Source organism: Nocardia otitidiscaviarum NBRC 14405 (assembly GCF_000308635.1).
In the GTDB taxonomy this organism is placed as follows: Bacteria; Actinomycetota; Actinomycetes; order Mycobacteriales; family Mycobacteriaceae; genus Nocardia; species Nocardia otitidiscaviarum.
This window is the reverse complement of record NZ_BAGD01000054.1, coordinates 115230-140139: the sequence shown is the minus strand read 5'-3', so window position 1 is coordinate 140139 and position 24910 is coordinate 115230. Positions and strand designations below refer to the sequence as shown.

General features: G+C 68.9%; 23 protein-coding genes and 1 pseudogene. 15 read left to right on the top strand and 9 right to left on the bottom strand.

What is annotated here, in order from left to right; all coding sequences use genetic code 11:
- The first annotated feature begins 21 nt into the window (after window positions 1-21).
- Complete coding sequence (locus ON31_RS10685) at window positions 22-936, top strand: IclR family transcriptional regulator (RefSeq protein ID WP_039812218.1); 915 nt, start codon at window positions 22-24, stop codon at window positions 934-936.
- A 495-nt stretch (window positions 937-1431) separates the two neighbouring features.
- Window positions 1432-1968: an NUDIX domain-containing protein gene (locus ON31_RS10680; RefSeq protein ID WP_029929401.1), complete on the top strand. Its 537-nt coding sequence runs from the start codon at window positions 1432-1434 to the stop codon at window positions 1966-1968.
- Window positions 1969-1972: 4 nt separating this feature from the next.
- Here ON31_RS10680 and ON31_RS10675 read toward each other — a convergent pair whose 3' ends face one another.
- Window positions 1973-2515 carry a YceI family protein gene (locus tag ON31_RS10675; RefSeq protein ID WP_039812215.1) on the bottom strand — a complete coding sequence of 181 codons (543 nt, stop codon included), beginning with the start codon at window positions 2513-2515 and terminating at the stop codon, window positions 1973-1975.
- A 93-nt stretch (window positions 2516-2608) separates the two neighbouring features.
- On the opposite strand from ON31_RS10675, the gene ON31_RS10670 reads away from it, so the two are divergent.
- Complete coding sequence (locus ON31_RS10670) at window positions 2609-3436, top strand: MmyB family transcriptional regulator (protein WP_051037073.1); 828 nt, start codon at window positions 2609-2611, stop codon at window positions 3434-3436.
- Between the two features lie 3 nt (window positions 3437-3439).
- Here ON31_RS10670 and ybiA read toward each other — a convergent pair whose 3' ends face one another.
- Entirely contained in the window at window positions 3440-3979 is a 540-nt protein-coding gene (gene ybiA / locus ON31_RS10665; RefSeq protein ID WP_039812210.1) for a riboflavin biosynthesis intermediates N-glycosidase, read from the bottom strand.
- Window positions 3980-4091: 112 nt separating this feature from the next.
- On the opposite strand from ybiA, the gene ON31_RS10660 reads away from it, so the two are divergent.
- Window positions 4092-5453, top strand: a complete 1362-nt coding sequence (locus tag ON31_RS10660) for a hypothetical protein (RefSeq protein ID WP_147287199.1) — start codon at window positions 4092-4094, stop codon at window positions 5451-5453.
- A 130-nt stretch (window positions 5454-5583) separates the two neighbouring features.
- Here ON31_RS10660 and ON31_RS10655 read toward each other — a convergent pair whose 3' ends face one another.
- Window positions 5584-5961, bottom strand: a complete 378-nt coding sequence (locus ON31_RS10655; protein WP_039812203.1) for an Rv0361 family membrane protein — start codon at window positions 5959-5961, stop codon at window positions 5584-5586.
- 492 nt (window positions 5962-6453) lie between these two features.
- Between ON31_RS10655 and ON31_RS36605 the strand changes: the two genes are divergently transcribed.
- The 4 genes from ON31_RS36605 (at window position 6454) to ON31_RS10640 (ending at window position 10555) form a co-directional block, all read left to right on the top strand.
- A complete protein-coding gene (locus ON31_RS36605; protein ID WP_157533645.1) occupies window positions 6454-6732 on the top strand; it encodes a hypothetical protein in 279 nt (92 codons plus the stop codon).
- A 24-nt stretch (window positions 6733-6756) separates the two neighbouring features.
- Window positions 6757-8316: an alkaline phosphatase D family protein gene (locus ON31_RS10650; protein ID WP_039812200.1), complete on the top strand. Its 1560-nt coding sequence runs from the start codon at window positions 6757-6759 to the stop codon at window positions 8314-8316.
- A 55-nt stretch (window positions 8317-8371) separates the two neighbouring features.
- Window positions 8372-9631, top strand: a complete 1260-nt coding sequence (locus ON31_RS10645) for an FAD-binding oxidoreductase (RefSeq protein ID WP_029929412.1) — start codon at window positions 8372-8374, stop codon at window positions 9629-9631.
- 120 nt (window positions 9632-9751) lie between these two features.
- Window positions 9752-10555 carry an SDR family NAD(P)-dependent oxidoreductase gene (locus ON31_RS10640; protein ID WP_051037072.1) on the top strand — a complete coding sequence of 268 codons (804 nt, stop codon included), beginning with the start codon at window positions 9752-9754 and terminating at the stop codon, window positions 10553-10555.
- Between the two features lie 98 nt (window positions 10556-10653).
- On the opposite strand, the gene ON31_RS10635 is transcribed toward ON31_RS10640, so the two are convergent.
- The 3 genes from ON31_RS10635 to ctaC form a co-directional block, all read right to left on the bottom strand.
- A complete protein-coding gene (locus tag ON31_RS10635; RefSeq protein WP_039812198.1) occupies window positions 10654-11178 on the bottom strand; it encodes a hypothetical protein in 525 nt (174 codons plus the stop codon).
- A gap of 187 nt (window positions 11179-11365) precedes the next feature.
- Window positions 11366-11782: a cytochrome c oxidase subunit 4 gene (locus ON31_RS10630; protein ID WP_029929418.1), complete on the bottom strand. Its 417-nt coding sequence runs from the start codon at window positions 11780-11782 to the stop codon at window positions 11366-11368.
- Between the two features lie 13 nt (window positions 11783-11795).
- A complete protein-coding gene (gene ctaC, locus ON31_RS10625; RefSeq protein ID WP_228807852.1) occupies window positions 11796-12797 on the bottom strand; it encodes an aa3-type cytochrome oxidase subunit II in 1002 nt (333 codons plus the stop codon).
- Between the two features lie 560 nt (window positions 12798-13357).
- Here ctaC and asnB point away from each other — a divergent pair.
- The 6 genes from asnB (at window position 13358) to ON31_RS10595 (ending at window position 21748) form a co-directional block, all read left to right on the top strand.
- Window positions 13358-15385: an asparagine synthase (glutamine-hydrolyzing) gene (gene asnB / locus ON31_RS10620; protein ID WP_039812195.1), complete on the top strand. Its 2028-nt coding sequence runs from the start codon at window positions 13358-13360 to the stop codon at window positions 15383-15385.
- A 169-nt stretch (window positions 15386-15554) separates the two neighbouring features.
- Window positions 15555-17090, top strand: coding sequence for an alpha/beta fold hydrolase (locus ON31_RS10615; protein ID WP_039812192.1), 1536 nt, complete (start codon window positions 15555-15557; stop codon window positions 17088-17090).
- Between the two features lie 52 nt (window positions 17091-17142).
- The gene (locus ON31_RS10610; protein ID WP_039812360.1) at window positions 17143-17829 is read left to right on the top strand and encodes a response regulator transcription factor; all 687 of its coding nucleotides are present in this window, start codon (window positions 17143-17145) and stop codon (window positions 17827-17829) included.
- Window positions 17829-19184 carry a HAMP domain-containing sensor histidine kinase gene (locus tag ON31_RS10605; RefSeq protein ID WP_051037070.1) on the top strand — a complete coding sequence of 452 codons (1356 nt, stop codon included), beginning with the start codon at window positions 17829-17831 and terminating at the stop codon, window positions 19182-19184. The genes ON31_RS10610 and ON31_RS10605 overlap by 1 nt, the downstream gene beginning before the upstream one ends.
- Before the next feature lie 66 nt (window positions 19185-19250).
- The gene (locus tag ON31_RS10600) at window positions 19251-20513 is read left to right on the top strand and encodes a cytochrome P450 (RefSeq protein WP_039812189.1); all 1263 of its coding nucleotides are present in this window, start codon (window positions 19251-19253) and stop codon (window positions 20511-20513) included.
- An 11-nt stretch (window positions 20514-20524) separates the two neighbouring features.
- Window positions 20525-21748, top strand: a complete 1224-nt coding sequence (locus tag ON31_RS10595; protein ID WP_039812187.1) for a cytochrome P450 family protein — start codon at window positions 20525-20527, stop codon at window positions 21746-21748.
- 38 nt (window positions 21749-21786) lie between these two features.
- Here the strand turns inward: ON31_RS10595 and ON31_RS10590 are convergent.
- A pseudogene (locus tag ON31_RS10590) lies at window positions 21787-22437 on the bottom strand (dienelactone hydrolase family protein); the annotation flags it as partial.
- Between the two features lie 118 nt (window positions 22438-22555).
- Here ON31_RS10590 and ON31_RS36600 point away from each other — a divergent pair.
- Window positions 22556-22699, top strand: a complete 144-nt coding sequence (locus tag ON31_RS36600; protein WP_157533643.1) for a hypothetical protein — start codon at window positions 22556-22558, stop codon at window positions 22697-22699.
- A gap of 49 nt (window positions 22700-22748) precedes the next feature.
- Here the strand turns inward: ON31_RS36600 and ON31_RS36595 are convergent, their stop codons facing one another.
- Window positions 22749-24104 carry a hypothetical protein gene (locus ON31_RS36595; RefSeq protein WP_157533641.1) on the bottom strand — a complete coding sequence of 452 codons (1356 nt, stop codon included), beginning with the start codon at window positions 24102-24104 and terminating at the stop codon, window positions 22749-22751.
- 16 nt (window positions 24105-24120) lie between these two features.
- Complete coding sequence (locus ON31_RS10580) at window positions 24121-24894, bottom strand: bestrophin-like domain (protein ID WP_039812182.1); 774 nt, start codon at window positions 24892-24894, stop codon at window positions 24121-24123.
- Between the last annotated feature and the right edge of the window lie 16 nt (window positions 24895-24910).

Sequence of the window (24910 nt, the reverse complement as noted above, 5' to 3'; positions counted from 1 at the left end):
CACCGACGAGCAGGACGAACGATGACCGCAGCCGCCCAGCCCGAGCCGTCCGCCTCTCCGCCTACCCAGCGGGTGGTGCGGGTGATCGACCTGCTGTCGCGCCGCCCGGCCGAACACCTCTCGCTGGCGGCCATCGTCCGCGCCACCGGCATGTCCCGGGCGACGGCGCACGCGGTGCTGACCCAGCTCACCGCCGACGGCTGGACGCTGCGCGACGACAGCGGCAACTACAGCCTGGGATTGGAGTTGGTGACGGTCGCGCGGCGCGCCGAAGCCGCCTTCCCGCTGCGCCGCTTGGCCGCCGAACCCATGCGAAAGCTGGCCGCCCAGCACGATATTCCGGTCTTCCTCGCCGAACGCGAAGCCGACGCCATCCTCGTCACGGAGGTCATCGGCAGCCCCTCGGTGCCCTGGATCCGGGTGGGCCGCCGCCTCCCCCTGGCCCCGCCGGTCTGCCGCGAATTCGTCGCCTGGGCCGCCGCGCCCGAACGCGACGCCTGGATCGCCACCGCCGACCCGTCCCACCGCCCCCGCCTGAGCGCCGTACTGGACGCCATCCGCACCCGCGGCTACGCGGTCGAGCGCCTCGCCGACGACTCCACCCCGATGCTCGAGGCCCTCTCCACCCTCCGCCACTCCCCCGTCACCGATCCCCTGCGCCACCGCCTCAACGCGATGATCACCGACCTCATCACCATCGACTACCTGCCCGACGAACTCACCGACCACAACGCGGTGGTCTCGGTCGCCGCGCCGATCTTCGCCCCCGGCGGCAGCATTCCCGCCGACCGCACGACCCCCGACACTGTCACCCCCGCCCGCGTCACCGCCGCCGTAGTCGCCTGCCCCGACACCAATCTCACCGCAGCCGCATTGGATGCCCTGGCCACCGACACCATGGCCGCCGCTGCCGCGGTAGCCGGAGGACAGCGATAAGGCAGAGCCGCCCCACGACGAGCGCACACTCCCACGGACGTGCAACCGGGCGCGACGTGCGCCCCGGCATGATGCACGACCGGGCGCGCCGCACTACCGGGGCGTGTGTACGGGGCAAGGTGTGCGAAGGAGCGTGTGAGGCGCGAAGACTTGCGCACCACGCGAAGCAGTGCACACCACTCGTGGCAGCACACACCACGCGAAGCAGCCACGCACCGCACGAGGCAAGCCAGCCCAGTGCATCGGGCAGGCACTCGCCGAATCGGCGCGTTCGGGGCGGCCTGGGCGGGCGCTTTCCGGATTCGGCGCTCTACCGCTCGTTCGGGACCGAAAAGCGCACGCCCAGGCCATATCCCGGCCGCCGGGCAGTGCGGCCGGACACCGTGGGGCCGTGACCCCACGCGGGCGACGGTAATGGGCGGGCGGGCGGGTCGGGAGCCCCCGAATACCGGGGCAGCGGCGGGTGCGACCGCTCGTCCGGCAGGATCGTCGGGTATGGAGACGATCGATTCGCGTGAGGTCTATTCGAATGCCTGGATGACGGTTCGGGAGGACGCCATTCGGCGCGCCGACGGCAGCACCAGCATCTACGGCGTGGTGGATCGTTCGGACTTCGCGATCGTGGTGCCGCGCGACGGGGAGCGGTTCCACCTGGTCGAGCAGTATCGGTATCCGCTCGGGCGGCGGAGTTGGGAGTTTCCGGCCGGATCGCTGCCCGACCGTGCCACCGCCGCCGAACCGATCGAGATCGCGCATCGGGAACTGCGGGAGGAGACGGGGCTACGGGCCGCCACCATGACGTATCTGGGCGAGTTGGCCCCCGCCCCGGCCGTGTGCAGCAATCGCGGACACTATTTCCTGGCCACCGATCTGACCGAGGGCCCGCACGAGCGGGAGGTGGAGGAGCAGGATATGCGGTCGGCCTGGTTCACCCGGGCCGAACTCGAATCCATGATCAGCTCCGGGGTGATCATCGACGCCGACACCGTCGCCGCCTACACCCTGCTCCTCTTCCACGAGCGCACGCGCTGAACGCTTACGCCTTCGGCTCGATGAGCTGGATATCCAGCTCGATCGCCACCTTGTCGCTGATCATGGCCGACGGGATGGCGGTGGCCACGCCGAAATCGGTGCGCTTCAGCGTGCCGGTGGCGGTGAACCCGATGTGGTTGTCGCCGGTCTGCGGGAAAGGTTGCAGCCCGCCCCATTCGACGTCGAGGGTGACGGGTGCGGTCACACCACCGAGGGTGACCTCGCCGGTGACCTGGAAGTCCTCGGTGACGCGCAGTGGTTCGAGCGCCTTGAAGGTGAGGGTGGGCCGGGACTGCACATCGAGCAGATCGGCCGCGCGGGCGTGGGCGTCGCGGTCGGCATTGCCGGTGTCGAAGGAGTCGAGGTGAATGGTCGCGGACACGGCGGCGGCACCGGTCTCGTCCACCACGAACTCCGTCTCGAAGCGGTTGAATCGGCCGCGAACCTTGGAGATGCCCAGGTGGCGGACGGTGAAATTGACCGAGGAGTGCGCGGTGTCGAGCGTCCAGGCACCGGTGGCGAGGGTCGGCTGTGTCGAAGTCGTCATACCGGAAACGCTAAGTGGACTCCGGTCCGGTAACCACACCGCGCTGATCCTGGGACTGACAGGGCGGGGATAACAACCATCGGACCGGGCATCATGGTTGGCGTGGCACAGTCCGAATTCGCCGAATTCCTGGTGGCCCGCCGGGCCCAGTTGCAGCCCGAGCAGGTCGGCCTGCCGCCCGGCCGACGCCGCCGCACCCCCGGTCTGCGACGGGAGGAGGTGGCCGCGCTCGCCGGGGTGAGCGTCGACTATCTCGCCCGGCTGGAGCAGGGGCGCGACACCAATCCCTCCGCGAGCGTGCTCGCGGCGCTCGCGGACGCGCTCCGGCTCACCGCCGCCGAACGACAGCATTTCCTGCGCATCAGCTTCGGTATGGAACCGGCCGCCTGCCCCACCGCCGGGAAGGCGCACGAGCGGGTGAGCGAGACCTTGCAGGCGGTCCTGGACACTCTGCATCCGACACCGGCCCTGCTGGTGGGGCGGCGATTGAACATTCTCGCATGCAATCCGGCCTGGCGGGATTTCGCGACCCCTCTGGGACTGCTGGACGAGTCCAACCATGGCAATCTGGCGCGCTACATTTTCGGGAATTCCGCTGCGGCACAGCATATTCGCAATTGGCCGGAGGTCGCGGACATGTACATCTCGGCGCTGCGCTCGGCCTGTGCGCATTGGACCGACGATTCCGAGTTGCACACCTTGGTGGCCGCCCTGCGGTCGTATCCGGAATTCGCTCACCGCTGGCATTCGCACCGCGTCATCGAACACCGCACGGGCGTCATGCGATTGGACCATCCCGAACGCGGCGACACCGAGGTGGAGATCGAAACCATGAGCCCCACTCTGGACCAGGCCCTGATGGTGTGGCTGGTGGACCGGAAGCGGGCGCACACGCCCAGCCTGCGCCTGGTCAACGAGTAGGTGTCAGCGCAGTGCGGCCCGCGCCTCCATGAGCGCGAAGCCGAGCAGGTTCTCCCCTCGCCACGCCGCCGGATCGGCCGCCTCCGGACGGTCGGCGCCGAGCCCGATCCCCCAGACGGTGTCGCGGGGCGCGGCTTCCACCAGCACCTTGTCGCCGGTGCCCACCAAGAAGTCCCGAAGGGTTTCGTGCGCACCGAATTTCGCGATACTGCCGCGCACCACGATGTCGTAGCGACGAGCCAGCCAGGTGGCGTCGTCGAATCCGCGCACCGCGCGCCCGAGCCGCTTGGCGTCCGCGGGCGTCGCGCTGACCAGCACCCGCGCCCGCATCTCCTCGTCACCGAACAGCCGGGCCTTCTCGGCCATCATGAAATGTTCGGCGCTGCGGTAGCTCACACCGTCCACCGGGAACTCGACCGGCCACCACTGACTGAGCACCCAGCGGCCCACCTCGTGCCCGGGCGTCCGCGTATGGCCCCAGAAGTAGAGGAATTCCGGCGTCGCCCCGGCCGACATCTCCGCGATCAACCGCGCCCTGTTCATATCGCGCAACGGTATCCGACCGGCCCGACACCTTCCCCGCCATTATTCGCCCGCCCCTTACCGCGCGGCAGCCACCTCGCGGTATTTATCACGAAACGGTAACGTACGATCCATGACGCAAGAGACCGGAGTGATGTTGAGCTCGTGGCTGCTCCGGCTCTTGGCCACGGCCAGAACGGATCCCAATATCGCGCGCACCGCCATGGTGATGCCGCTCGCGGATACCGTCGAACTGGCCAAGACCTCCTTCGCCGCCGGCGATCCCGAACTGCGGTCGGTGGGTGTCGCGCTCACCTCGGAGATCCTGATGCAGTGGCGGACTTCGCAACCCGAGTTGCTCGCCGAATTGGCCCGCTGCGTCGCCGATCCGGACTATCACAGCGATGATGCGGCGGGGGTGCTGGCGGCGGTCGCGGGCACGGAACCAAGCCAGGATTTCGCACCGCTGGTACCGGTCATGGTCGCCACGCTCGGACATGAGAGCTCTTTCGGCTCGGTCACTCTCGCACTGTCGCGCCTGCGCCACCGGGCCGCCGTCGACACCGTGCGCGACTGGCTGACCAGCGGCCGCATCGGCATGCTCCGCGACCCCTTCGATATCGACCACGTCCTCACTCCCCTGGTCGACTTCGCCGACGCGCTGCTGCCGGGCATCCGCACCTGTCTCGCCACCGAGGGCTACCACAGCGCCCTGCGCCCGCTCCTGCGCGCCTTGACGGCGTGGGGTCCGGCGGCCGCACCGGCCGTGCCGGAACTGTTGCCGTACTTGCGCACCGGCCATGCCCGCTGGGCCTGCGAGGTGATCGGCGCGATCGGCCCGGCCGCGCACCCGGCGGCGGATCTCCTCGAACGCTTCGCCCTGGGCGCGGAGCAGCCGCCCCGGCACGACACGGACCTCCCGCCCGACACCTCCTTGCGCTGGCACGGCACCCAGACCGCCGCCTGGGCGCACTGGCGGGTCACCGGCGAACCGGAGGTGGCCGTGCGGGTCTTCGGCGAAGCCGTGGAAACCGGTATCGCCGTCGACTTCGACCGCCTCGCCGAACTCGGTTCCCTCGCCGTGCCTTTCGCCGACGACGTCCGCAAACGCCTGGAGTCCCCGGGCGGCTGGGAACGCGTCCACGCCGCCTCCGCCTGGTGGCACATCACCGGCGACCCGGACCCGGCCGTACCGGTACTCCTAGCCGCCCTGACCCCCTTGAACTCGGGCTACGCCGACGCCGACTGCCGCGCCGCCGCCCGCCTCATCAGCAAGATCGGCTCCCCCGCGGCCGTCGCCGCTCCCCTGCTCGAAACGGTCCTGGCGACCGAACGCCGCTTCGCTTCTCTCCCACCCCACCGCACGCGGCAGTCGCAGACCGAACTGCTGGCCGCCGACTGGGATTCCGAACTTCAGACATCGGCGCGGATCGGGCTGTCCGCTATGGAAGATGAGTTCCGCGACGGTGTGGTTGTGAGGGATGAAGAGAATTGAGGTGTGGTGCCGTTGGGTGGCTATTCCAGCCCTCAGACCGGCTGTGGGCGCGTTCCAGAGATTTCAAACCGAAGCGGGTCTTGTCGTATCGAGGGGTAGGCGAGCGGGAAGGTGTGCCGCCCTGCGGTTTTCAGCGGTCGCAGATGAGCCATTCGCCGTCGACTTTCGACACGTCGTACTCCTCGGGCAGTGATTTATTGTTGGCGTTCAACGCAAGTGTCACGGTGCCCTGATCGCCGTTTTCCTCGGCCTTGACGACTGACACGGTGTAGGGCAATCCGAACGTCCTCGCCTCCATCTCCACGTTCAGATCCATCTTCTCGGCCCTCGGTTTGTCCGCCTCGCATGTCAGGTCGATCAGCGCGTCGGTGTCCTTGGTGTTGTACGCCTCGGCCATTGCGCTGGCCAGCTCGTCGATGGTGGCGTGGCCGTCGCTGCTGCAGGCTCCGGCAGTCAGCGTCATAAGTACGGCGGCGGTGGCCCGGGCGGCGAGTTGTACCATCGGCATGGGTTGCACGCTATCCATGCGATGGCCGATACGGGGCGCTTTGTCGTCATCGTCAGTGTCTGCGCTGGCTGTGGGAGCTGACGGAGCCGCTGCTGCCGCACACCCCGGGCGCAGGGCGGCGGTACCGCCCCGACCGGCAAGCGGCCTATCGCCGCAGGGGTGGCGGTGGTAGTCCGGCGTCTTGTTTCACGCGCAGTCGGTGGATAGCGGGGGCGAGGAGTTCGTCGCCGTGGTGGCGGTGATTGACCCGGTGTCTGCGTGCCGGGTCGCCCACGGGATCAGGTGGTGGACCGCGCACATCGTCGCGGGCGCATCACAGCCGGGGAACGTACACCCACGATCGCGGGCGACACACGCCAACCGCTGCCATCCGCAGTGCGGTCGGGATCGACATGGTCGTGCCCGCGCCGGTGACCGCATGCCCGGCGCCGCGTTCGAGGTCCTCGAGGCGCATGGAGAGCACGACCGGTCGCTGGTCTCGATCACCAGCCGATGCGACACCGCTCCCAACCGAGCGCGGACGGTTTCCACGCGTCGCATGAGTTCGACGAAGTCGGTGTCGGAGTAGCGGGTGAGGTCTTCGTCGAGCAGGGCGGTGGTCGCGGTCGTCAATTCCTCCACGACCGCGAATACCTCACCTGCCCGGCTCGTATTCATGCCGCAATTCTATCGGGAAAAGAGTTGCGGCAGAAGGAGAAAACCAATTCACGCACCCATTCCAGCAAGTCGCATTTGTCCTTTCCTCGTCATCTGCCGTTCAAAGTCCGTTGAGAAACCTCAGCAAAGGTCACCCCCATGGCCCTACACACCGGCTTCACTCGACGCACGCTTCTTCGCACCTCCGCCTTCGGCTTGGTGGCCGCGCCCGCGCTGGTCTCCTGCTCCACTGACGGCCCGGCCGTCGTCCGCCAGCGCCCCACGCTCACGCACGGGGTCGCGGTCGGCGATCCGCGCCCGGACGGTGCCCTCATCTGGGCACGCTCCGATGCCCCGGCCAAGCTCATCGTCGAAACCGCCGGTACCGAATCCTTCAACAACCCACGGCGTTTCGAGGGCCCGCTGCTGACACCGGAGACGGACGGCACCGGGCGGCTCCGGATCGCCGGGTTGCAGCCGGGTCAGCAGGTGCACTACCGGGTCACCCTGGAGGCCGCGGACGGTGCGACGTCCGAGCCGATCACGGGCGTCTTCCGCACCGTTCCCAGCGCGCCGTCGGATATCAAGATCCTCTGGTCCGGCGATGTGGCGGGACAGGGGTACGGCAGCAATCCGGATCTCGGTGGCATGCAGGTCTTCTCCACCATGGCCGCTCGCGACCCGCACCTGTTCCTGCACTCCGGCGACTCCATCTACGCCGACGGTCCGCTCCAGGAGTCGGTCACCCTGCCGGACGGCCGAGTCTGGCGCAACACCGTCACCGAGGCGAAATCGACTGTGGCGCAGACTCTCGAACAATTCCGGGGCAACTACGCCTACAACCTGTCCGACGAGAACTACCGGCGGTTCAACGGCTCGGTCGCGCAACTGGTGCAGTGGGACGACCACGAGACCGTGAACAACTGGTCACCGGGTGGGACGGTCGCCGCCGCCAAGGGCTATTCGGAACGGAATATGGACACCCTCGCCACCCGCTCGTGGCAGGCGTTCCACGAATGGATGCCGGTGGATCCCCGGGAGGCCGTGGACGGTCGGCTGTTCCGCAAGGTTTCCTACGGGCCGCTGCTGGACGTGTTCGTGCTCGATATGCGCACCTACAAGGATGCCAATACCGAGAACACCGGCGCCGACGGCCGGATTCTCGGTCCGGCCCAGACCCGGTGGCTCATGGACGGTCTGCGTGATTCGACGGCCACCTGGAAGATCGTCGCCAACGATTTGCCGCTGGGGCTGGTGGTCAAGGACGGTGAGCAGAAGGACCGGACCGCTTTCGAAGGGGTGGCCAACAATGATCCGGGCGCGCCCTCGGGGCGGGAGGCCGAGATCGCGCGGGTGCTGTCCTCGATCAAGGCGAACCGGGTGACCGGGGTGGTCTGGTTGACGGCCGACGTGCACTACACCGCCGCCCACCACTACTCCCCGAGCCGGGCCGCCTTCACCGATTTCGACGAGTTCTGGGAGTTCGTCTCCGGCCCGCTCAATGCCGGTGCGTTCGGACCCAACGACCTGGATCGCACCTTCGGGCCGGAGGCGGTGTTCGTGCACGCTCCGGCCACGCAGAACACCTCTCCGCTGGACGGCGAGTTCCAGCATTTCGGCGAGGTGCTCATCGACGGGCGCAGCCGGGAGTTGACGGTGAATCTGTGCGACGCGAGCGGGAAGATCCTGTTCACTCAGCGCTTGTCTCCCGCTGGCTGATCGGCCATCTGGACAGGGGCGCGCAACCTCCGGTTTTGTGGTTAGCTGTAGCGCCATGAGCACGTCCGCACCCACCATCGGAGATGAGTTCCTGCCCCGTGACACCGCGGATGTGGTTCGCACGGTTCGGGATTCGCGCAAGTCGACGAAACCGCTGATCATCCGCGGTGGCGAGCGGGCCGAGGACGAGCTGGCGGTACCGGAGCAGGGTGCGGTGCTGTCCATGCGGAAGATGAACCGGGTGCAGGTGGTCGACGCCGACGCCCGCACCGTGCGGGTGCAGGCGGGGGCGCGGCTGGCCGAGATCGACCGCACGCTGGGTGCGCACGGGCTGGGCCTGCCGATCGTGGGCGACCACCGTGAGATCACCGCGGGCGGATTCGCGGCGGTCGGCGGGCTCAGTTCCGCCTCGCACCGGTTCGGCATGTTCAGCGACAATGTGGTGGAACTCGAATACGTCGATCAGGACGGACGATTCGGCACCTGCGGGCGCGGCCACAATACCGAGCGGTTCCGGCGCATCCTCGGCGGTGGCGGACGCACCGGCATCATCACCGCGCTCACCCTCGCCGTGCGCACGGTGGACAAGGACCGCACCTGGCTCACCACCGACGCGCACCGCTTCCTGGATTTCGACACCTTCGTCGACCAGTCGGTGCAGGAGATCACCCGGCCCGGTGACGCGGTACTCCAGGTGGGCCGGTGGGTCGACACCGCGCCGCTGCGGGTGTCGCGACCGGTCGGCACCGGACAGGTCAAACTGGGCACCATGCGGTTCGGGCAGTGGTCGAGCCTGCACCCGACCACGCCCACCGGTTCGCTGCGCGCCCGGCGCGAGGTCGGCGCGCGTGCCCGAAAGTCGCTGGGCGCCATCGCCTCCTCGGCGGGCGGCCGCGCGGGTATGCCGGTGCGCTATGCCGCGGCCGGTGCGCTCATGTTCGCTCCGAAGGTGCTGACGCTGCGGGACGCGGAGTTCCTGGCCGATACCGTCATCAGTTCCTCCGAACGCGGTCCGGCGTACCGCATCTCGCTGTTCGCCCCCATGTCCACCTACGCGCGGGTCTTCCACGGCCTGCACGACCTGTTCTCCGACCTGCGCGAACGCACCGGCTGCTTCACCGTCATCTCGGCCATGACCTACGGTGTGCGGTCCCCCTACCTGCGCGAACTCGACGGCGAGGACCACGGTTTCATCACCTTCACCTGTCGGCTGCGTCCGGCCGCGCTGCCCTCGGAGATGCTGCGCGACATCGTGTCCGGAATCGACGAGATCTGTGTCGCCGAACGCGCCCGGCGGTATGACCCGACCGACTAGACTGTGTTCCGCCGCACACTCCTGGCAATCAGTCAGCGGCGATGTGCGGCCGGTATCGGCACTGTCGGCGGGGTGCTGATGCATGGTTCGGCTCGTTCCCACACGAAGGTTGCCTGTTCCATGATCGAATTCCGCCATGATCGCCGTCGGCCCGCCTCCGAATCCATCGCGGGCAAACGAATCGTCATCACCGATGCCTGTTCCGATATCGGCCGTGCCACCGCCCGGCTACTAGCCCTTCAGGGCGCCGAGGTGCTGCTGGTGGCACGGCGCGGCGATCTCCTGATCTCCGACACCAATACCATTGTCCAAGCGGGCGGTACGGCCCGCTGGCACCGCTGCGATATGTCCGCCCTCGGCGATGTGGACCAACTCGTCGAATGGGCGGTCGCCGAGTTCGAACGCATCGACGTGCTGGTCAACAATGCGGGCCGCCCGCTGCGCCGACCGGTACTGCAATCGCTGGACAAGTTCCGCGACTATCAGCGCATGATGGCCGCCAACTACTTCGGCCCGCTCCGGCTCACCCTCGGCCTGATCCCGGCCATGCTGGCCAGCGGATCCGGGCATGTGGTCAATGTGGGGCCGTGGAGCCTGTCGACCGGGGCCGCACCGAATTTCGCCTCCTACGCCAGTGCTCAGGCCGCCTGGACCACCTTCGGCGACTGTGCGGACGCGGAACTGTCGCCGCGCGGCATCCACGTCACCTCGGTGCAGTATCCGGCCTTCAAGGCCGACGCCGAATCGCCGGACTACTACGCCGAACATCCGGTCTCGGTGCCCGCCGAGGCGGCCCGCTGGATCGAGCACGCTATCCGCACCCGGCCCAGCCGGGTGGAGCCCCGCTTCTCCCGCACCCTGCGCGGGCTCGCGGGCGTCGCGCCACGCTCCACCAGCCGCCTCATGCACGCCTTCGGCATGTAGCGCCTCGGCAGGTAGCAGCGCGGCTTACAGCGCTTTCGGTAATTGCGCGGATGAGGGGAAGGCGGGGTGCCCGCCGCCGAGCACCCCGCCTCTCACCCTCACGCGAATTGCGCTCCGGTGACCGGCATTCCGACATTCCGGATGGGTCCGTCGATACACGTGGTCACCGAGCCACCCGCCTTCTCGATCGGGCCGGTCGTGATCACCACCGTGCCCCCGGCGCCCGGCCCCTCCACGATCTGGAGCGTATTGGTCGCGGGCGCACCGTAACCGTTCAGCGCGAACGGCCCGACGAGGCGGCTGACCTCACCATTGGCCCAGTTGAAGGTGGCGTCCAGCTTCCCGTTGACGCCCAGGCAGCTGGCCTCGCCGACGAAATCGGTGGACCAGCCACCCTCCTCGGTCGGGGTGCCGACGCAGGTGTGCAGATCGCCGTCGAGCCGCGCCGTCACCTGTGTGGGCTCCAGACCGATGGGGGTGTCGGACATGAACTGCACATGCCCGCCCTCACAGCCCCCGGAGATCGCGGTCGCCGCGGCCGGACCCGCCGTGACGGCGGCACCCGCGGTCGTGAACAGCACACAAAGGGCTGGCACCGCCAGCGTGGACATACGAAGCTTCATCCCGCCCTTTCCTCGTGATCTCGTTCGAAATGACAGCCGACCGTAGCGCAGGCGGGAGCGCGGAAAAGCGAAATACCGCGGCGGATTCGCGCAACCGGACAAACCGCGAGCGTGTCCCGTCATGACACGCACGCGAAATGCGAAACGCCCCGCCCGGAATCCGGGCGGGGCGCTTGGTGTGCTCGGGTCAGTGCTTCTCGGGTCCGAGGTGGTACTCGAACACCAGACCGCCCGCGGCGATCAGGATCAGCACCACGCCGACGCCGATCAGCCAGAACTGGAAGAACGCGAAGCCCAGCGCGGCGACCGAGCCCGCCGCGGCCAGCAGGATGGGCCAGAACGAACCGGGCGAGAAGAAGCCCAGGTCGCCCGCGCCGTCCGCGATCTCAGCGTCCTCGAAGTCCTCGGGGCGCAGGTCGAGACGTCGCGCCACGAAGCGGAAGTAGGTGCCGACGATCAGCGACAGGCCCGCCGACAGCACGATGGCGGTGGTGCCCGCCCATTCGACGCCGGTGCGCGACTGGGCGGTGAAGTAGCCGTACACGATGGCCACGAGCACGAAGAAGATCGTGATCAGTTCGAAGATGCGAGCTTCGACCTTCATGTCAGTTCAGTCCTCACTTGGCGGCTTCCGTAAGGCCCTCACCGCGGGCCGTACGTTCGGTGTCGAAGGGCTTGGTGGTCACGGCGACCGGCGACTCACCGATGGCGGCCAACGCCTCGGCATTGGTCTTACCGGACTCGCGCTCCTTCAGGTACTGCTCGAACTTCTCCGGCGTCACCGCGCGGACCTCGAAGTTCATCATGGAGTGGAAGGTGCCGCACATTTCCGCGCAGCGGCCCACGAACGCGCCTTCCTTCTCGATCTTGGTGATCTGGAAGGTGTTGTCCGAGTGGTTTTCCTTCGGGTTCGGCATCACGTCGCGCTTGAACAGGAACTCCGGCACCCAGAAGGCGTGGATGACATCCGCGGCCGCCAGCTCGAACTCGATGACCTTGCCGGTCGGCAGGACCAGCACCGGGATCTCCTCCGAGGTGCCGATGGTCTCGATCTTGTCGTAGTTCAGGTAGGAGATGTCATTGGCCGGCAGGCCGTTGTTCGGGCACGGCTGCGGGTGGCCCTCGTCGTTCTTGCGCTCCAGGCACTCTTCCCGGATCTGGGTGTTCATCTCCTCGCGCTCGGCGTCGACGCCGTCGTACTGGAGGCCACCGTCCTTGAAGTCGACCTTCTGGTAGCCGAACTTCCAGTTCCACTGGAAGGCGGTCACGTCGACCACGACATCCGGGTTGTCGACCTTCTCGTGCACGTAGTTCTGCACGACCACGGTGAAGTAGAACAGCACCGCGATGATCACGAACGGGATCGCCGTGTAGGTCAGCTCCAGCGGCACGTTGTAGCCGGTCTGGCGCGGGAACTCCGGCGAGTTCTTCTTCTTGCGGTGGAAGATGACGGTCCAGAAGGTCAGACCCCAGACCAGCACGCCCATCGCCAGCGCGGCGAGCACGGACCAGGTCCACAGCTCCCGCATCTTGGTGGCCTGCGGCGTGACACCCGAGGGCCAGCCGAACCGAAGCCACGGGTTATCGATCGAGCAGCCGGAGACGAGCATCGCGGTCATCCCCATGGACACCGCCAGCCCGGCCCGCCGAAGGATACGGCCCCGCCGACCCTGGGCGGGTCGTGCCCCTATCGCCTCGCTCGCCTTGTGCGCCACGCTCAACGCCTTCCTGGTCGTCTATTCGACACGGCGCCGCCCGGACTCCCTTCCGCCGGACGGCACATATTCAGCACGTTTGGGAAATTCTCAGGGTCGGGCGCACAACGCGCCACCGACCCCGGGAGTTCCCGAGTACTACGCAGCGTAGACCAAACCACCGCCCTGGATGTGATCGGGTAGCCCACGACACGCCCCACCACACCCCCTGCGCCCCAACTCCCCTGGTCCCCGAACCACAACACCCCTGGTTCGCGGCGCGTCCCGGTTCTGGACTGAGTGGAGCGGAGGAGCGAAGCGGGGGAGCGGACGGAGGGAAGAACCGGGACCTCCAGCGCCGCGAACCCGCCCGGAGCGAAGCGGAGGGCCAAAGATACGGCATACTCGGGCATTGAGTTTCGTCGTACCCGCCCCGTCCGGGGGCACGGTGTTCCCTTGACTCCCGAAGCGAGGTTTTCGTCGCAGTGTGTGGACTGCTCGGCTATCTGACCGTTGACACTTCCGGCGCTCCGGAGGGGACCACTGCCGAAGCCATCGCGGCGCAGCTGCACGAGGCGCTGGTCTGTCAGCGTCACCGCGGCCCCGATGAGCGGGGCACCTGGCACGACGAGCACATGGTGTTCGGCTTCAACCGCCTCTCGATCATCGATATCGAGCATTCGCACCAGCCGCTGCGCTGGGGTCCGCCGGAGAACCGGCAGCGCTACGCCATGACCTTCAACGGCGAGATCTACAACTATCTCGAACTGCGCGAGCAGCTGACCGCCGAGCACGGGGCCGAGTTCGGGGCCGACCCCATGTTCGCCACCGAGGGCGATACCGAGACCATCGCCGCGGCCTTCCACTACTGGGGTCCGGAGGCGGCCGCCCGCCTGCGCGGCATGTTCGCCTTCGCGATCTGGGACACCGAGACCCGCAAGCTGTTCATCGCCCGCGACCGGTTCGGCATCAAGCCGCTGTTCCTGGCCACCGGTCCGGGCGGTACGGCCTTCTCCAGCGAGAAGAAGAGCCTGCTGGACCTGCTCCCCCAGCTCGGGCTGGGCGATGCGCTCGATCCGCGCGCGCTCGAGCACTACACGGTGTTGCAGTACGTCCCCGAGCCGGAGACCCTGCACCGGGATGTGCGGCGGCTGGAGTCGGGCTGCTACGCGTGGGTGGAGCCCGGGCAGGCCCCGAAGATCACCCGCTACTTCGATCCGCGTTTCCGGGTGGTGCCCTTCGCGAAGCCCGGCGAGGTGACCGCGCAGCCGCCCACCACGCGTCCGCGTCCGGCGGCGCAGCGCCCGAATACCGCCGAGTACCGCTATCGCGAGATCGCCGAGGCCCTGGAGGATTCGGTGGCCAAGCATATGCGCGCGGACGTCACGGTCGGCGCGTTCCTCTCCGGCGGTATCGATTCCACCGCCATCGCGGCGCTGGCCATCCGGCACAATCCGAATCTGCTCACCTTCACCTCGGCGTTCGAGCGCGAGGGCTACTCGGAGGCCGATGTGGCCGCCGAGACCGCCGCCGCCATCGGCGCGAAGCACTACATCCGCACCGTGAGCCCCGAGGAGTTCGCCGCCTCCATTCCGGAGATCGTCTGGTACCTGGACGAACCCGTGGCCGATCCGGCGCTGGTGCCGTTGTATTTCGTAGCCAAGGAGGCCCGTAAGCACGTCAAGGTGGTGCTGTCCGGCGAAGGTTCCGACGAACTGTTCGGTGGTTACACCATCTACCGGGAACCGCTGTCGCTGAAGCCGTTCGAGTACCTGCCCAAGCCGCTGCGCCGCCTGGCGGGGCGACTGTCGGAGCGCATTCCCGACGGTACCCGCGGCAAGAGTCTGCTGCACCGTGGTTCGCTGACCCTCGAGGACCGCTACTACGGCAATGCCCGCAGCTTCAACGACGCCCAATTGCGTTCGGTGCTGCGCGATTTCCGTCCGGAGTGGACGCATCGCGATGTGACCGATCCCATCTGGGCCATGCAGGGCCGCGACTGGGATCCGGTGGCGCGCATGCAGCATCTGGACCTGTTCACCTGGCTGCGCGGCGACATCCTGGTCAAGGCCGACAAGATGACCATGGCCAATTCGCTGGAGCTGCGGGTGCCGTTCCTGGATCCGGAGGTCTTCGCGGTCGCCGAGAAGATCCCGGTGGATCAGAAGATCACCAAGGACACCACCAAGTACGCCCTGCGCCGCGCGCTGGAGGACATCGTGCCCCCGCACGTCCTGCACCGCGCCAAGCTCGGTTTCCCCGTCCCGCTGCGGCACTGGCTGCGTGGCCCGGAGCTCTACGACTGGGCGCGTCAGCAGATCACCGACTCCGCCACCGACCACCTGCTCGACAAGACCGCCGTGCTGGGCATGCTGGACGCCCACCGCGCGGGCACCTCCGACCACAGCCGCCGCCTGTGGACCCTGCTGGTCTTCATGATCTGGCACGGCATCTTCGTCGAACAGCGCATCAAACCGGAGATCCAGGAACCCACCTACCCGGTCTCCCTGTAACGCGCTGAGCGTCTGCGCGGGGGCGCAGGGTGGGCAAGCGCAGACACCCTCCAGAGCCGTCACTTTCTTACACCCCTTTGCCGTTCCTTTCACGTCGGTCCGACCTCACCCCACCACCATCGCTGTCGTGCCTCACCGGGAGGCACCACGGCGAAAGGTCCCGACCGATATGCGCAGCACGACGCGCACCGCACTGACAACAGTCGCCGCCGCACTGGTGGCACTGAGCACGCTCACCGCGTGCGGCGGCGCACAACCCTCCGGCGGCTCGCACACCGCGGCGAGCACACTTCCCCCCGCGGGCACGCCCGCATCCGGCATCCCGGAGTGGTGCCCGACCCTCGACACCCACCGCGTCGACTGCGGCACCATCGACCGCGACCTGGTGCCCGGCAGCCCCGACCTGGGCACCGTCCAGGTCGCCTACGCGCTGATCCACCGCACCGACCAGGACACCCCCGCCGCGGGCACCATCCTTCCGAATCCGGGCGGCCCGGGCGTCCCGCTCATCGAGCACGCCGATCTGGCCTTGGCCGCCGTCGACGGCGATCTCCTCGCCGACCACGATCTCCTGCTCATCGACCCGCGCGGCACCGGCCGGTCCACACCGCTGGATTGCGGTGTCCCCGACCAGGATTTCCTGACCCTCTCCCGAGACGAACAGCGCCGGACGGCAACTCGCTGCGGTGAACTGCTCGGCCCCCGCGCGGCGGGCTACACCTCCGCCGCCACCGTGGACGACTTCGACGCCGTCCGTACCGAACTCGGCATTCCGAAGGTGGTGCTGTACGGCATCTCCTACGGCACCTACCTGCTGCCGGTCTACGCCCAGCGCCACCCGGACCACGTTCAGTCCATGGTGCTGTCGGGTGCGTACCCGCACGATTTCGATACGCTCAACCGCCCGAACGCCGAAGCGGTGTCGCTGGCGCTACAGCGCATCTGCGACCGCAGCGGCGCCTGTGACGGCGCGGCCGCCGTCGCGGACCTGCGTGCGGTGAACGCCCGCCTGCGCACCGACCCGCTGCCCGTCCCCGGCGAGCGCCCGTTCACGCTGACCGAGGACAAGTTCGCCAGCCTGCTCTTCGAGGCCGCCACCTCCGGGGTCGGCAGCGATCCCGACCCCGTGCTGGGCACCGTCCCCGCCGCCCTGCGTGCGGCGGTGCGCGGCGACGACGCTCCCCTGCGCGCCTTCGCGGTCCGCGCCGCCACCGCGCCGGTCATGGAGAACATCGACCTCTACCTCGCCGTGGCCTGCAACGACTACCCGACGATCTGGTCCCCGGACGCCCCGGTGACCGAGCGTGAACAGCAGTACCGCCGGGCCGTGGCGGCGGCCGGGGAGGCCGGGGCCTTCAGCGCCGCCGGGTTCTCGGCGGCCCAGCGCGACGGCGGCGACACCTGCCTGGGCTGGCCCGCCACCACCCGTATCGACCATGCCGCCCAACCGCTTCCGGACGTGCCGGTGCTGGTGCTCTCCGGTGACCTGGACGCCATCACCCCGGATGCCAACGGCCTGCGGGTGGCGGCGAAGTTCCCCCGCGCCACCTTCGTCTCGGTGCCGAATGTGGGCCATGTGCCGGATCTGGTGCCGGGTGGCTGCGTCTCCGGTCTGGTGACGACGTTCCTGCGCATCGGCACGCCCGGCGCCACCGACTGTGTGCGATCCATCGCGCCGATCCCGGTGACGCCGGTCACCGACTGAGTCCGCGACCATCATGTTCGACGCCTGTGACCGGCAGAATGAGCCAGTGAACATACCGACCGCCCCCGCCGTTCTCATTGTCGAGGACGACCCGAACGTCCGCAGCACCCTGGACCAGCTGCTGCGCTTCGAGGGCTACCGGGTGCTCCAGGCCGCCGACGGCAGCGCGGCGCTCACCGTGCTGGCGACCCAGCGGCCGGATCTGGCGGTGGTGGATGTGGTCATGCCGGAACTGGACGGACTCTCGCTGTGCCGGGTGCTGCGCCGCCGCGGCGACCGGCTGCCGATCCTGGTGCTCACCGCCCGGCACCAGGTCGGCGACCGGGTCGCCGGACTCGACGCCGGGGCCGACGACTACCTGGCCAAACCCTTCGACACCGAGGAACTGCTGGCCCGGCTGCGGGCGCTGCTGCGGCGCAGCGCACCCGATCCGGAACAGCGCGCCCTCACCGTCGCCGACCTCACCCTGGATCCGGCCACCCGCGAGGTGCGCCGCGGCGGCCGGGATCTGGAACTCACCCGCACCGAGTTCGACGTCCTGGAACTGCTCATGCGCAATGAGCGCCTGGTGCTGCCGCGCAGCCGCATCTACGAGGACATCTGGGGATTCGACTTCGACACCGAATCCCGGTCCCTGGACGTGTATATCGGCTACCTGCGGCGCAAAACCGAAGCGGGCGGGGCGGTTCGGCTCATCCACACCGTCCGCAATGTCGGCTACACCATCCGGCCCGCGTAATGCTGCGCACCCGAATCACTCTCGTCGCGGTGTTCGCGGTCACGGTCGCCATCGTGGTCACCATCGTGACGGCGTACCGCAATGTCAGCCCGCTGGTGGCCGACCAGGTGGACCGCGGCTTGACCGATCGCGCCGACACCGTCCTGGCCCTGCTGGCGGCGGACGCACCGCTGCCGGTCCGCCCGGATATGACCGAACAGCTGCTGCTGCCGGACGGCACGGTGCTCCCCCTGGTCCCGGGACGAGCGCCACTGCCGGTCACCGCGGCCGACCGCGCCATCGCCGCCGCCGGGAGCGGACGCAACGAGACCGAGATCGAGGTCGACGGTATCGGCTACGGCGTGCTCACCAAGGGCCGTCCGGGCGGCGGCGCGGTCATGGTGAGCCAGAACTACGCCGATGTGGAGCGCATCGACCGCGAATTCCTGTGGCGCACGGCCGCCATCACCGCGGTGGCACTGCTGGCGGCGGCGCTGCTGTGCTGGCTGGCCATCGGCCGCATCCTGCGGCCGATCCGCCGCCTGGCCGCCGCCACCGACCGCATCGCCAGCACCCAGGACCTCACGGTCACCCTGCCCGCGGCCGAGTCCGGTGAGGTCGGCGAACTGACCCGCAGCTTCAACACCATGCTCGCCGCGCTGCGGTTCGCGCGGGCGCAGCAGCAGCGCCTGGCCGAGGACGCCGGGCACGAATTGCGCACCCCGCTCACCTCGGTGCGCGGCAGCGCCGAACTCCTCCAGCGCGCCCGGGGACGGCTGGCCCCCGAGGACGAGGCCCAGGTGCTGGCCACCCTGGTCCAGGAGGCGAAGGCACTGGACGAACTGGTCCGGGAGCTGGTCGATCTGGCCACCGATCAGTACGCCGCCGAGGAGCCCGAAACCCTGTCGCTGGCGGAGGTGGCGCGGGAGTGCGCGCACCGCGTCCGCCGCCGCAGCGGACGCGCCGTCGTCCTCACCGTCACCGACCCGGTGCCGGTCTCCGGTCGTCCGCGTGCCCTGGCCCGCTGCGTCGACAATCTCATCGCCAACGCACTCAAATTCGGTCCGCCCGACACCCCGGTCGAGATCGCCGTGTGCGCGGCCGATCTCACCGTTCGGGACCACGGCCCTGGGATCGCCGACTCCGACCGAGAGGCCGTTTTCGGCCGGTTCTATCGCGCCGACGCCACCCGCTCCGCCCCCGGATCCGGCCTGGGCCTGGCCATTGTCCGCGATATCGTCACCGCGCACGGCGGCGTGACGCACGCCGACAACCACCCCGAAGGCGGTGCGCGCGTGGGCTTCCGACTACCGGTCGCCGCGCACGAGAAGCCGGTTCGCTGTCCGGGTGCTAGCGTGGACATGCGAAATCGTTAGGGCAGCAAGGAATGTGAGATGGTCTCGGGTGATAGATCGGCTGTCCCACTATTTGGAGCTACCCCTTTGACCACTTCCTCACCGCGCTTCGGTGCCACCACGGATGCCCTACCCGTCCAGTACGGATCGCCCGTCGACTCCGCCGGCCCGCATATGGTGCTGCACTCGGAGGAGTTCGCGGCCGATCCGCACCGGGCCTACCGGGAGATGCGCGACAAGTACGGTTCGCTCGTCCCCATCGAACTGGCCCCGGGCGTGCCCGCCACGCTGGTGATCGGCTATCAGACGGCGCTGCGCATCCTCAACGACCCGGAGCACTTCCCCGCCGATCCGCGCACCTGGCAGCAGTCGGTGCCCGACGAGTGCCCGGTCAAGCCGATGATGCAGTGGTACCCGAACGCCCTGCGCAATGCCGGGCCCACGCACGCCCGCTACCGGCAGAGCTACGTCGCCGGTATCGACGGCATCGACCTGCACACCCTGCACATCACCGTCGAGCAGGTCGCGGCCCCGCTGATCAACTCCTTCTGTGAGACCGGATCGGCGGATCTGGTGAGCCAGTACGCCTTTCCGCTGGTCTTCGAGGTGCTCAACCAGATGGTGGGCTGCTCGGCGGAATTGGGGCAGCGGGTGGCCACCGGGATGGCGGCGCTGTTCGACACCGTGAACGCCGCCTGGGGCATGCAGCATCTGAGCGAGGCGCTCATGGAGCTGATCGCACTGCGCCGGGCGGAGCCCGCCGACGACGTCACCTCACGCATGGCGAGCCATCCGGCCAACCTCACCGACGAGGAAATGCTCTACCAGCTCATCAGCTTCTACGGCGCGGGCATCGAACCGCAGCAGAACCTGATCACCAACACGCTGCTGCTCATGCTCACCGACGACCGGTTCGCGGGCGGGTTCCTCACCGGCAGCCTGTCCACCCGGGACGCGCTCGACGAGGTGCTGTTCAACGACCCGCCGATGGCGAACTTCAGCATCAGCTACCCGCGCCAGCCGATCCTCATCGACAACACCTGGCTGCCCGCGCACCAGCCCGTGGTGATCAGCCTGGCGGGCTGCAACAACGATCCCCGGATTCGCGGCGGCGACCGCACCGGCAACCGCTCCCATCTGGCATGGAGCGCCGGACCGCACGCGTGCCCCGCCAAATCGGTTGCCTACCTGGTGGTTCAGGATGCCATCGACCAGCTGCTCGATGTGCTGCCGGAACTGCGGCTGGCGGTCACCCCCGACGAGATCGTCTGGCGGCCGGGACCTTTCCACCGCGCCATGGCGTCGCTGCCGGTCGTCTTCCCACCGTCCCCTCCGCTGAATTCGGTTTAAGGAGTTGTCCGATGGAGTATGACCCGATCGTCCTGGACCCGACGGGCACGGATATTCAAGGTGAGAACGCGCGGATCCGCGAGCGCGGCCCGATCACGCTGATCGAACTGCCCGGCGGCGTACCCGCCTGGTCGGTGACCGACCAGGCGATCCTCAAGGGACTGCTGGCCGATCCGCGCGTCTCCAAGGATCCGCGCCAGCACTGGTCGGCCTTCATCAACGGCGAGATCACCGAATCGTGGCCGCTGCTGCCGTGGGTGGCGGTGGACAATATGTTCACCGCCTACGGCGCCGACCACCGCCGACTGCGCAAACTGGTCTCCCCCGCCTTCACCCACCGCCGCACCACGGCCATGCGCGAGCGCATCGAGGAGATCACCGCGGCCCTGCTCGACGAACTGGCCGCCGAACCGGCCGACGCGGTGGTGGATCTGCGGGCGCGCTACGCCTACCCGGTACCGATCCGGGTGATCAGCGAGCTCATCGGCATTCCGGACCATCTCGGCCCGGCCATGCACAAGTGCGTGGACGGCTTCTTCGACGGCACCTTCACCGCCGAGCAGGCGCAGGCCAACTATCTCGAAATGTTCCGGCTCGTCGGCGAACTCGTCGCTTTCCGGAGGGAGACTCCGGGCGAGGACATCACCAGCGTCCTCATCGGCACCCGCGACGACGACGGTTCGCGGCTGACCGACAAGGAACTCTGCGACACCCTCATGCTGGTCATCAATGCCGGGCACGAGACCACGGTGAACCTGCTCGACCAGGCCATCTTCGCACTGCTGAACCACCCCGAGCAGCTCGCCGACGTCCGCGCGGGCAAGGTGCCGTGGTCGGATGTGATCGAGGAGGCGCTGCGCTATCAGTCGCCGGTCGCGCATCTGCCGCTGCGCTATGCCGTGGAGGACATCGATATCGACGGCTTCCGCATCCCCAAGGGCGAGGCGATCCTCGCCTCCTACGCCGCCGCCAGCCGCGATCCGAAGGTCCACGGCGCCGACGCCGACGCGTTCGACGTGCACCGCACCACCAAGGATCAGCATGTCGCCTTCGGCCACGGCGCGCACCACTGCATCGGCGCTCCCCTGGCCCGGCTGGAGGCGGCCATCGCCCTGCCCGCGCTGTTCGAGCGCTTCCCGGACGTGCGGCTGGCCGCCGAGCCGTCCGGGTACGAGCCCGTGGTCAGCTTCGTGTCCAATGGTCACCAGCGCCTGCCGGTGCGGTTGCGCGCCTGACGGGGGTGGTGTGCGCCCCGCTGTGGATCGGCGCGGCGTCAGCTGGCGGCGGTCGCCGGGGCGAGACGGGTGGTGAACCAGTCGCGAGCGAGCCCGGCGACCTGATCGAGGGTGCCCTCCTCGACGAACAGGTGGCTGGCCCCGGGGATCACCCGGATCTCGGTCTCGCAGGTCATGGCCGCCTGCGCGCCGTGGTTCAGCTCCAGCACCAGCGGGTCGTCACCGCCGACGATGAGCAGGGTGGGCGCCTGCACCCGGGACAGTGCGGCGCCGGCCAGATCGGGCCGCCCGCCGCGCGACACCACGGTGCGAACGCCCAGTTCGGGGTCGGCGGCCGCGTACAGGGCCGCGGCCGCGCCGGTGCTAGCCCCGAAGTACCCCAGCGCCAGGCCGTCGGTGCGGCTCTCCGTCGCGAGCGCGCGGGTCACATCGGCCAGTCGCCGCGCCAGCAGTTCGATGTCGAAGACATTGGCGCGCGCGGCTTCCTCGTTCGGCGTGAGCAGATCGACCAGCAGCGTGCCGATTCCGGCCCGGTCCAGGACGGCCGCCACGTGCCGATTGCGCGGGCTGTACCGCCCGCTGCCGCTGCCGTGCGCGAAGACGACCAAACCCATCGGCCGCTCCGGAATGGTGAGATGTCCTGTCAGCGTGGTCTTTCCGGAGGTGACGCGAATATCGTCGTCGCGTAGTCGCCGCCCGCTGTCGCGGGGGTCGTCGAATGTCATATCAGGCTCCCGATGAATGGGGTTCGGCTCCAGTACTTCTCGTTGGTTTGTCGGCCGTGTACCGGCGGTGGATCCGATAGCGGTGGCTGATCCGCGGATCCGGGCGATACGACGCGCGGCCGACGGCAGCCTCGTGGTCGTCGACGAGGTCGCCACCACGGTACAGCCCGAAGCGGGTTCGGCAGCAGATCGCCGCCGCGTGCGTCGATACGAGGAGCCGCGCTGATCACAGCTGGCGGATACCCGCTCCCCCGCCGAGTACACGGTGGACGCAGTCAGGCGCGCGGAATGCGCAGCGCACGCACCCGAGCGGCCGCGATGAGCGTGATGATCAGGACGGTCATCATCTGGAGCGCCGTCCACCCGGTGTCCGGGGCGGCCGCGGGCGGTGCGGGCGGGCGCGGGGTCGGTGCCGCCACCACCGGAATCGCCGGTTCGAGCGGTGTCCGGGCGAGCGGTTCCGGCGTCCGCACCGGAACCTGCGGCTCCGGCGGCGCGGCGACCGGCGGTACGGCAACGGGCCCGAGCTCGAGCGGGATCCCGGGCGATTCCGGCACGGGCAAGAGCAGTAGACAGGTCAGCAGCGCACTCCCGGCAGCCGCACGACCCACCACCACGCTGCCCGCCCCCGACCCGCTCGACCCACCGCCGACGAGCAGCCCGGGCAGCAGTGACCCGGAGCCGCCCGACCCCGCCGCCAGTGCGGCACTCCCGAGCACAGCGCTGCCCGCACACGCGGTGGCCACGCTCCCGGACTCGAACCCCAACAGCTCCCCTGCCGTCCTCGCCACGTCACCGGTGACATAGGCGGCATCGGCCGCGCCGATCGCGATATCGCCGCCGCCCCCATCGGTGTCCACGCCGCCCCCATCGGTGTCCACGCCGCCCCCATCGGTGTCCACGCCGCCCCCATCGGTGTCCACGCCGCCCTCGTCGGTGTCCACATGCCCGACACCCGCCCCACCGGCGGCCGCGGCGCTCCCACTGCCGATCGACAGCGGAAGCACGCCACTTCCCCCACCACCATCCGCCACGCCGTCATGTGATTCGGGATCACCGTCCGTCAGGAGACCGCCCGACGCCCCAGCACTGCCCGACGCCCCAGCGCTATCCAGTCCCCCTGCGCTACCCGAAGCTCCAGCACTACCTGCCGCCCCAGCGTGACCGAAAGGCTCTACGCCCCTGGATGGTTCGGTCCCGCCCAACTGCCCCGGGCCGCCGGGGGATTCGGGGCCGATCGAAGTGCCGGGGCCACCGAGGGATTCGGGGGCGGTCGAAAGCGCTGGGATACCACCGAGTTCGGGCGCACCGGTACTGTCGGTGGCACCGCCGTCCGCCCAGGTGGCAGCGCTGCCGGGGCCGAGTTGCAGTGGGCTGCCGGTGGTGGCGTCGCCAGTGCCGGGCGGGCCGAGACCGGCAGCGCTGTCGGGTATGGTGCCGCTGCCCGATGCGCTGCCGGTGATCAGCTCGCCCTGTGCGGGCAGTTCGCTCGAGAACGGCGTCGCGCTCGGGCCGGGGTCGGCGGGCAGTGGAGCCGGGTGCAGCATGAGCAATACTGCGGCGAGTGGCAGGGTCCGGCCGAATCGCCGTGCCGCGGCGCGGGTTCGGCCGGCGGTCGAGTCGGTTGTCATCTGCGGTTCCGTTCCGCTAGTCGCCGGATTCGAAGCGCGTGCGTGCCAGTTCGAAGGCGTCCGTCGGCACCACGTTCGCGCCCGAGAACGGCTGGTCCAGCTGGTAGACCGCGATGATCACGCCGCCCACCACCAGCCCGAAGAGCGCGGTCATGATCACGCTGCGCCGGGTGACCACGACCCCGGAGAGCACGGTCCCGCACAACAGCATGGCGGTGGCCAACCACAGTGCGAGATAAAGGAGTCGGGGCATGCGGTATTCGGCGGTGAGGGCGCGCTCGAATCGGGCCTCGCCCACGGTGTCGAGCGCGTCGAGCGCGTCGGCGCGGGCCGCGACCACCAACGGATCGGTCGAGCGTACCGCCTCCACGGCCACTTCCACGTCGTCGAGCAGCTCCTGCGCGGTGGCGCTCAGCCGCCCCTCGGCGGCCATGACCGCCCACTCCCCCGACATCACCTCGTCGGTGTAGTCGCGCACCAACTCCCGCACCCGGGCGCCCTCGGCCTCGGGTAGATCGCCGGCTGCCGTGTGGACTTCGATGAGCGCCTTGGCCTCCTCGACGGTGTGCGCGTGCGCGTTGTCGTACTCCTGCCAGGCGATCACCACCACGAAGGCCACCACCGCGGCGAAGAACATGTTCACCAGGTCCAGGACGAACGAATGCCCGGACTCCTCGTCCTCGTGCCGCCACGACTCGGGCCGCAGCCGGTCACCGACCAGGAATACCGCCACCGCCACGCCCGCGAACAGGATCGGCACGACGACGGGCACGATCGAATCCAGCGCCATACAGCGGTATTCGCGA

Coding starts and splice junctions, on each gene's coding strand:
- ON31_RS10580 (WP_039812182.1), bottom strand. CDS start 24,894: ATGGCGCTGGATTCGATCGTGCCCGTCGTCGTGCCGATCCTGTTCGCG.
- ON31_RS10670 (WP_051037073.1), top strand. CDS start 2,609: ATGGTTGGCGTGGCACAGTCCGAATTCGCCGAATTCCTGGTGGCCCGC.
- ON31_RS10640 (WP_051037072.1), top strand. CDS start 9,752: ATGATCGAATTCCGCCATGATCGCCGTCGGCCCGCCTCCGAATCCATC.
- ON31_RS10615 (WP_039812192.1), top strand. CDS start 15,555: ATGCGCAGCACGACGCGCACCGCACTGACAACAGTCGCCGCCGCACTG.
- ON31_RS10685 (WP_039812218.1), top strand. CDS start 22: ATGACCGCAGCCGCCCAGCCCGAGCCGTCCGCCTCTCCGCCTACCCAG.
- ON31_RS10635 (WP_039812198.1), bottom strand. CDS start 11,178: ATGAAGCTTCGTATGTCCACGCTGGCGGTGCCAGCCCTTTGTGTGCTG.
- ctaC (WP_228807852.1), bottom strand. CDS start 12,797: ATGACCGCGATGCTCGTCTCCGGCTGCTCGATCGATAACCCGTGGCTT.
- ON31_RS36595 (WP_157533641.1), bottom strand. CDS start 24,104: ATGACAACCGACTCGACCGCCGGCCGAACCCGCGCCGCGGCACGGCGA.
- ON31_RS10650 (WP_039812200.1), top strand. CDS start 6,757: ATGGCCCTACACACCGGCTTCACTCGACGCACGCTTCTTCGCACCTCC.
- ON31_RS10595 (WP_039812187.1), top strand. CDS start 20,525: ATGGAGTATGACCCGATCGTCCTGGACCCGACGGGCACGGATATTCAA.
- ON31_RS10605 (WP_051037070.1), top strand. CDS start 17,829: ATGCTGCGCACCCGAATCACTCTCGTCGCGGTGTTCGCGGTCACGGTC.
- ON31_RS10680 (WP_029929401.1), top strand. CDS start 1,432: ATGGAGACGATCGATTCGCGTGAGGTCTATTCGAATGCCTGGATGACG.
- ybiA (WP_039812210.1), bottom strand. CDS start 3,979: ATGAACAGGGCGCGGTTGATCGCGGAGATGTCGGCCGGGGCGACGCCG.
- ON31_RS10645 (WP_029929412.1), top strand. CDS start 8,372: ATGAGCACGTCCGCACCCACCATCGGAGATGAGTTCCTGCCCCGTGAC.
- ON31_RS10675 (WP_039812215.1), bottom strand. CDS start 2,515: ATGACGACTTCGACACAGCCGACCCTCGCCACCGGTGCCTGGACGCTC.
- ON31_RS10660 (WP_147287199.1), top strand. CDS start 4,092: ATGACGCAAGAGACCGGAGTGATGTTGAGCTCGTGGCTGCTCCGGCTC.
- ON31_RS36605 (WP_157533645.1), top strand. CDS start 6,454: ATGCGACACCGCTCCCAACCGAGCGCGGACGGTTTCCACGCGTCGCAT.
- ON31_RS10630 (WP_029929418.1), bottom strand. CDS start 11,782: ATGAAGGTCGAAGCTCGCATCTTCGAACTGATCACGATCTTCTTCGTG.
- ON31_RS10655 (WP_039812203.1), bottom strand. CDS start 5,961: ATGCCGATGGTACAACTCGCCGCCCGGGCCACCGCCGCCGTACTTATG.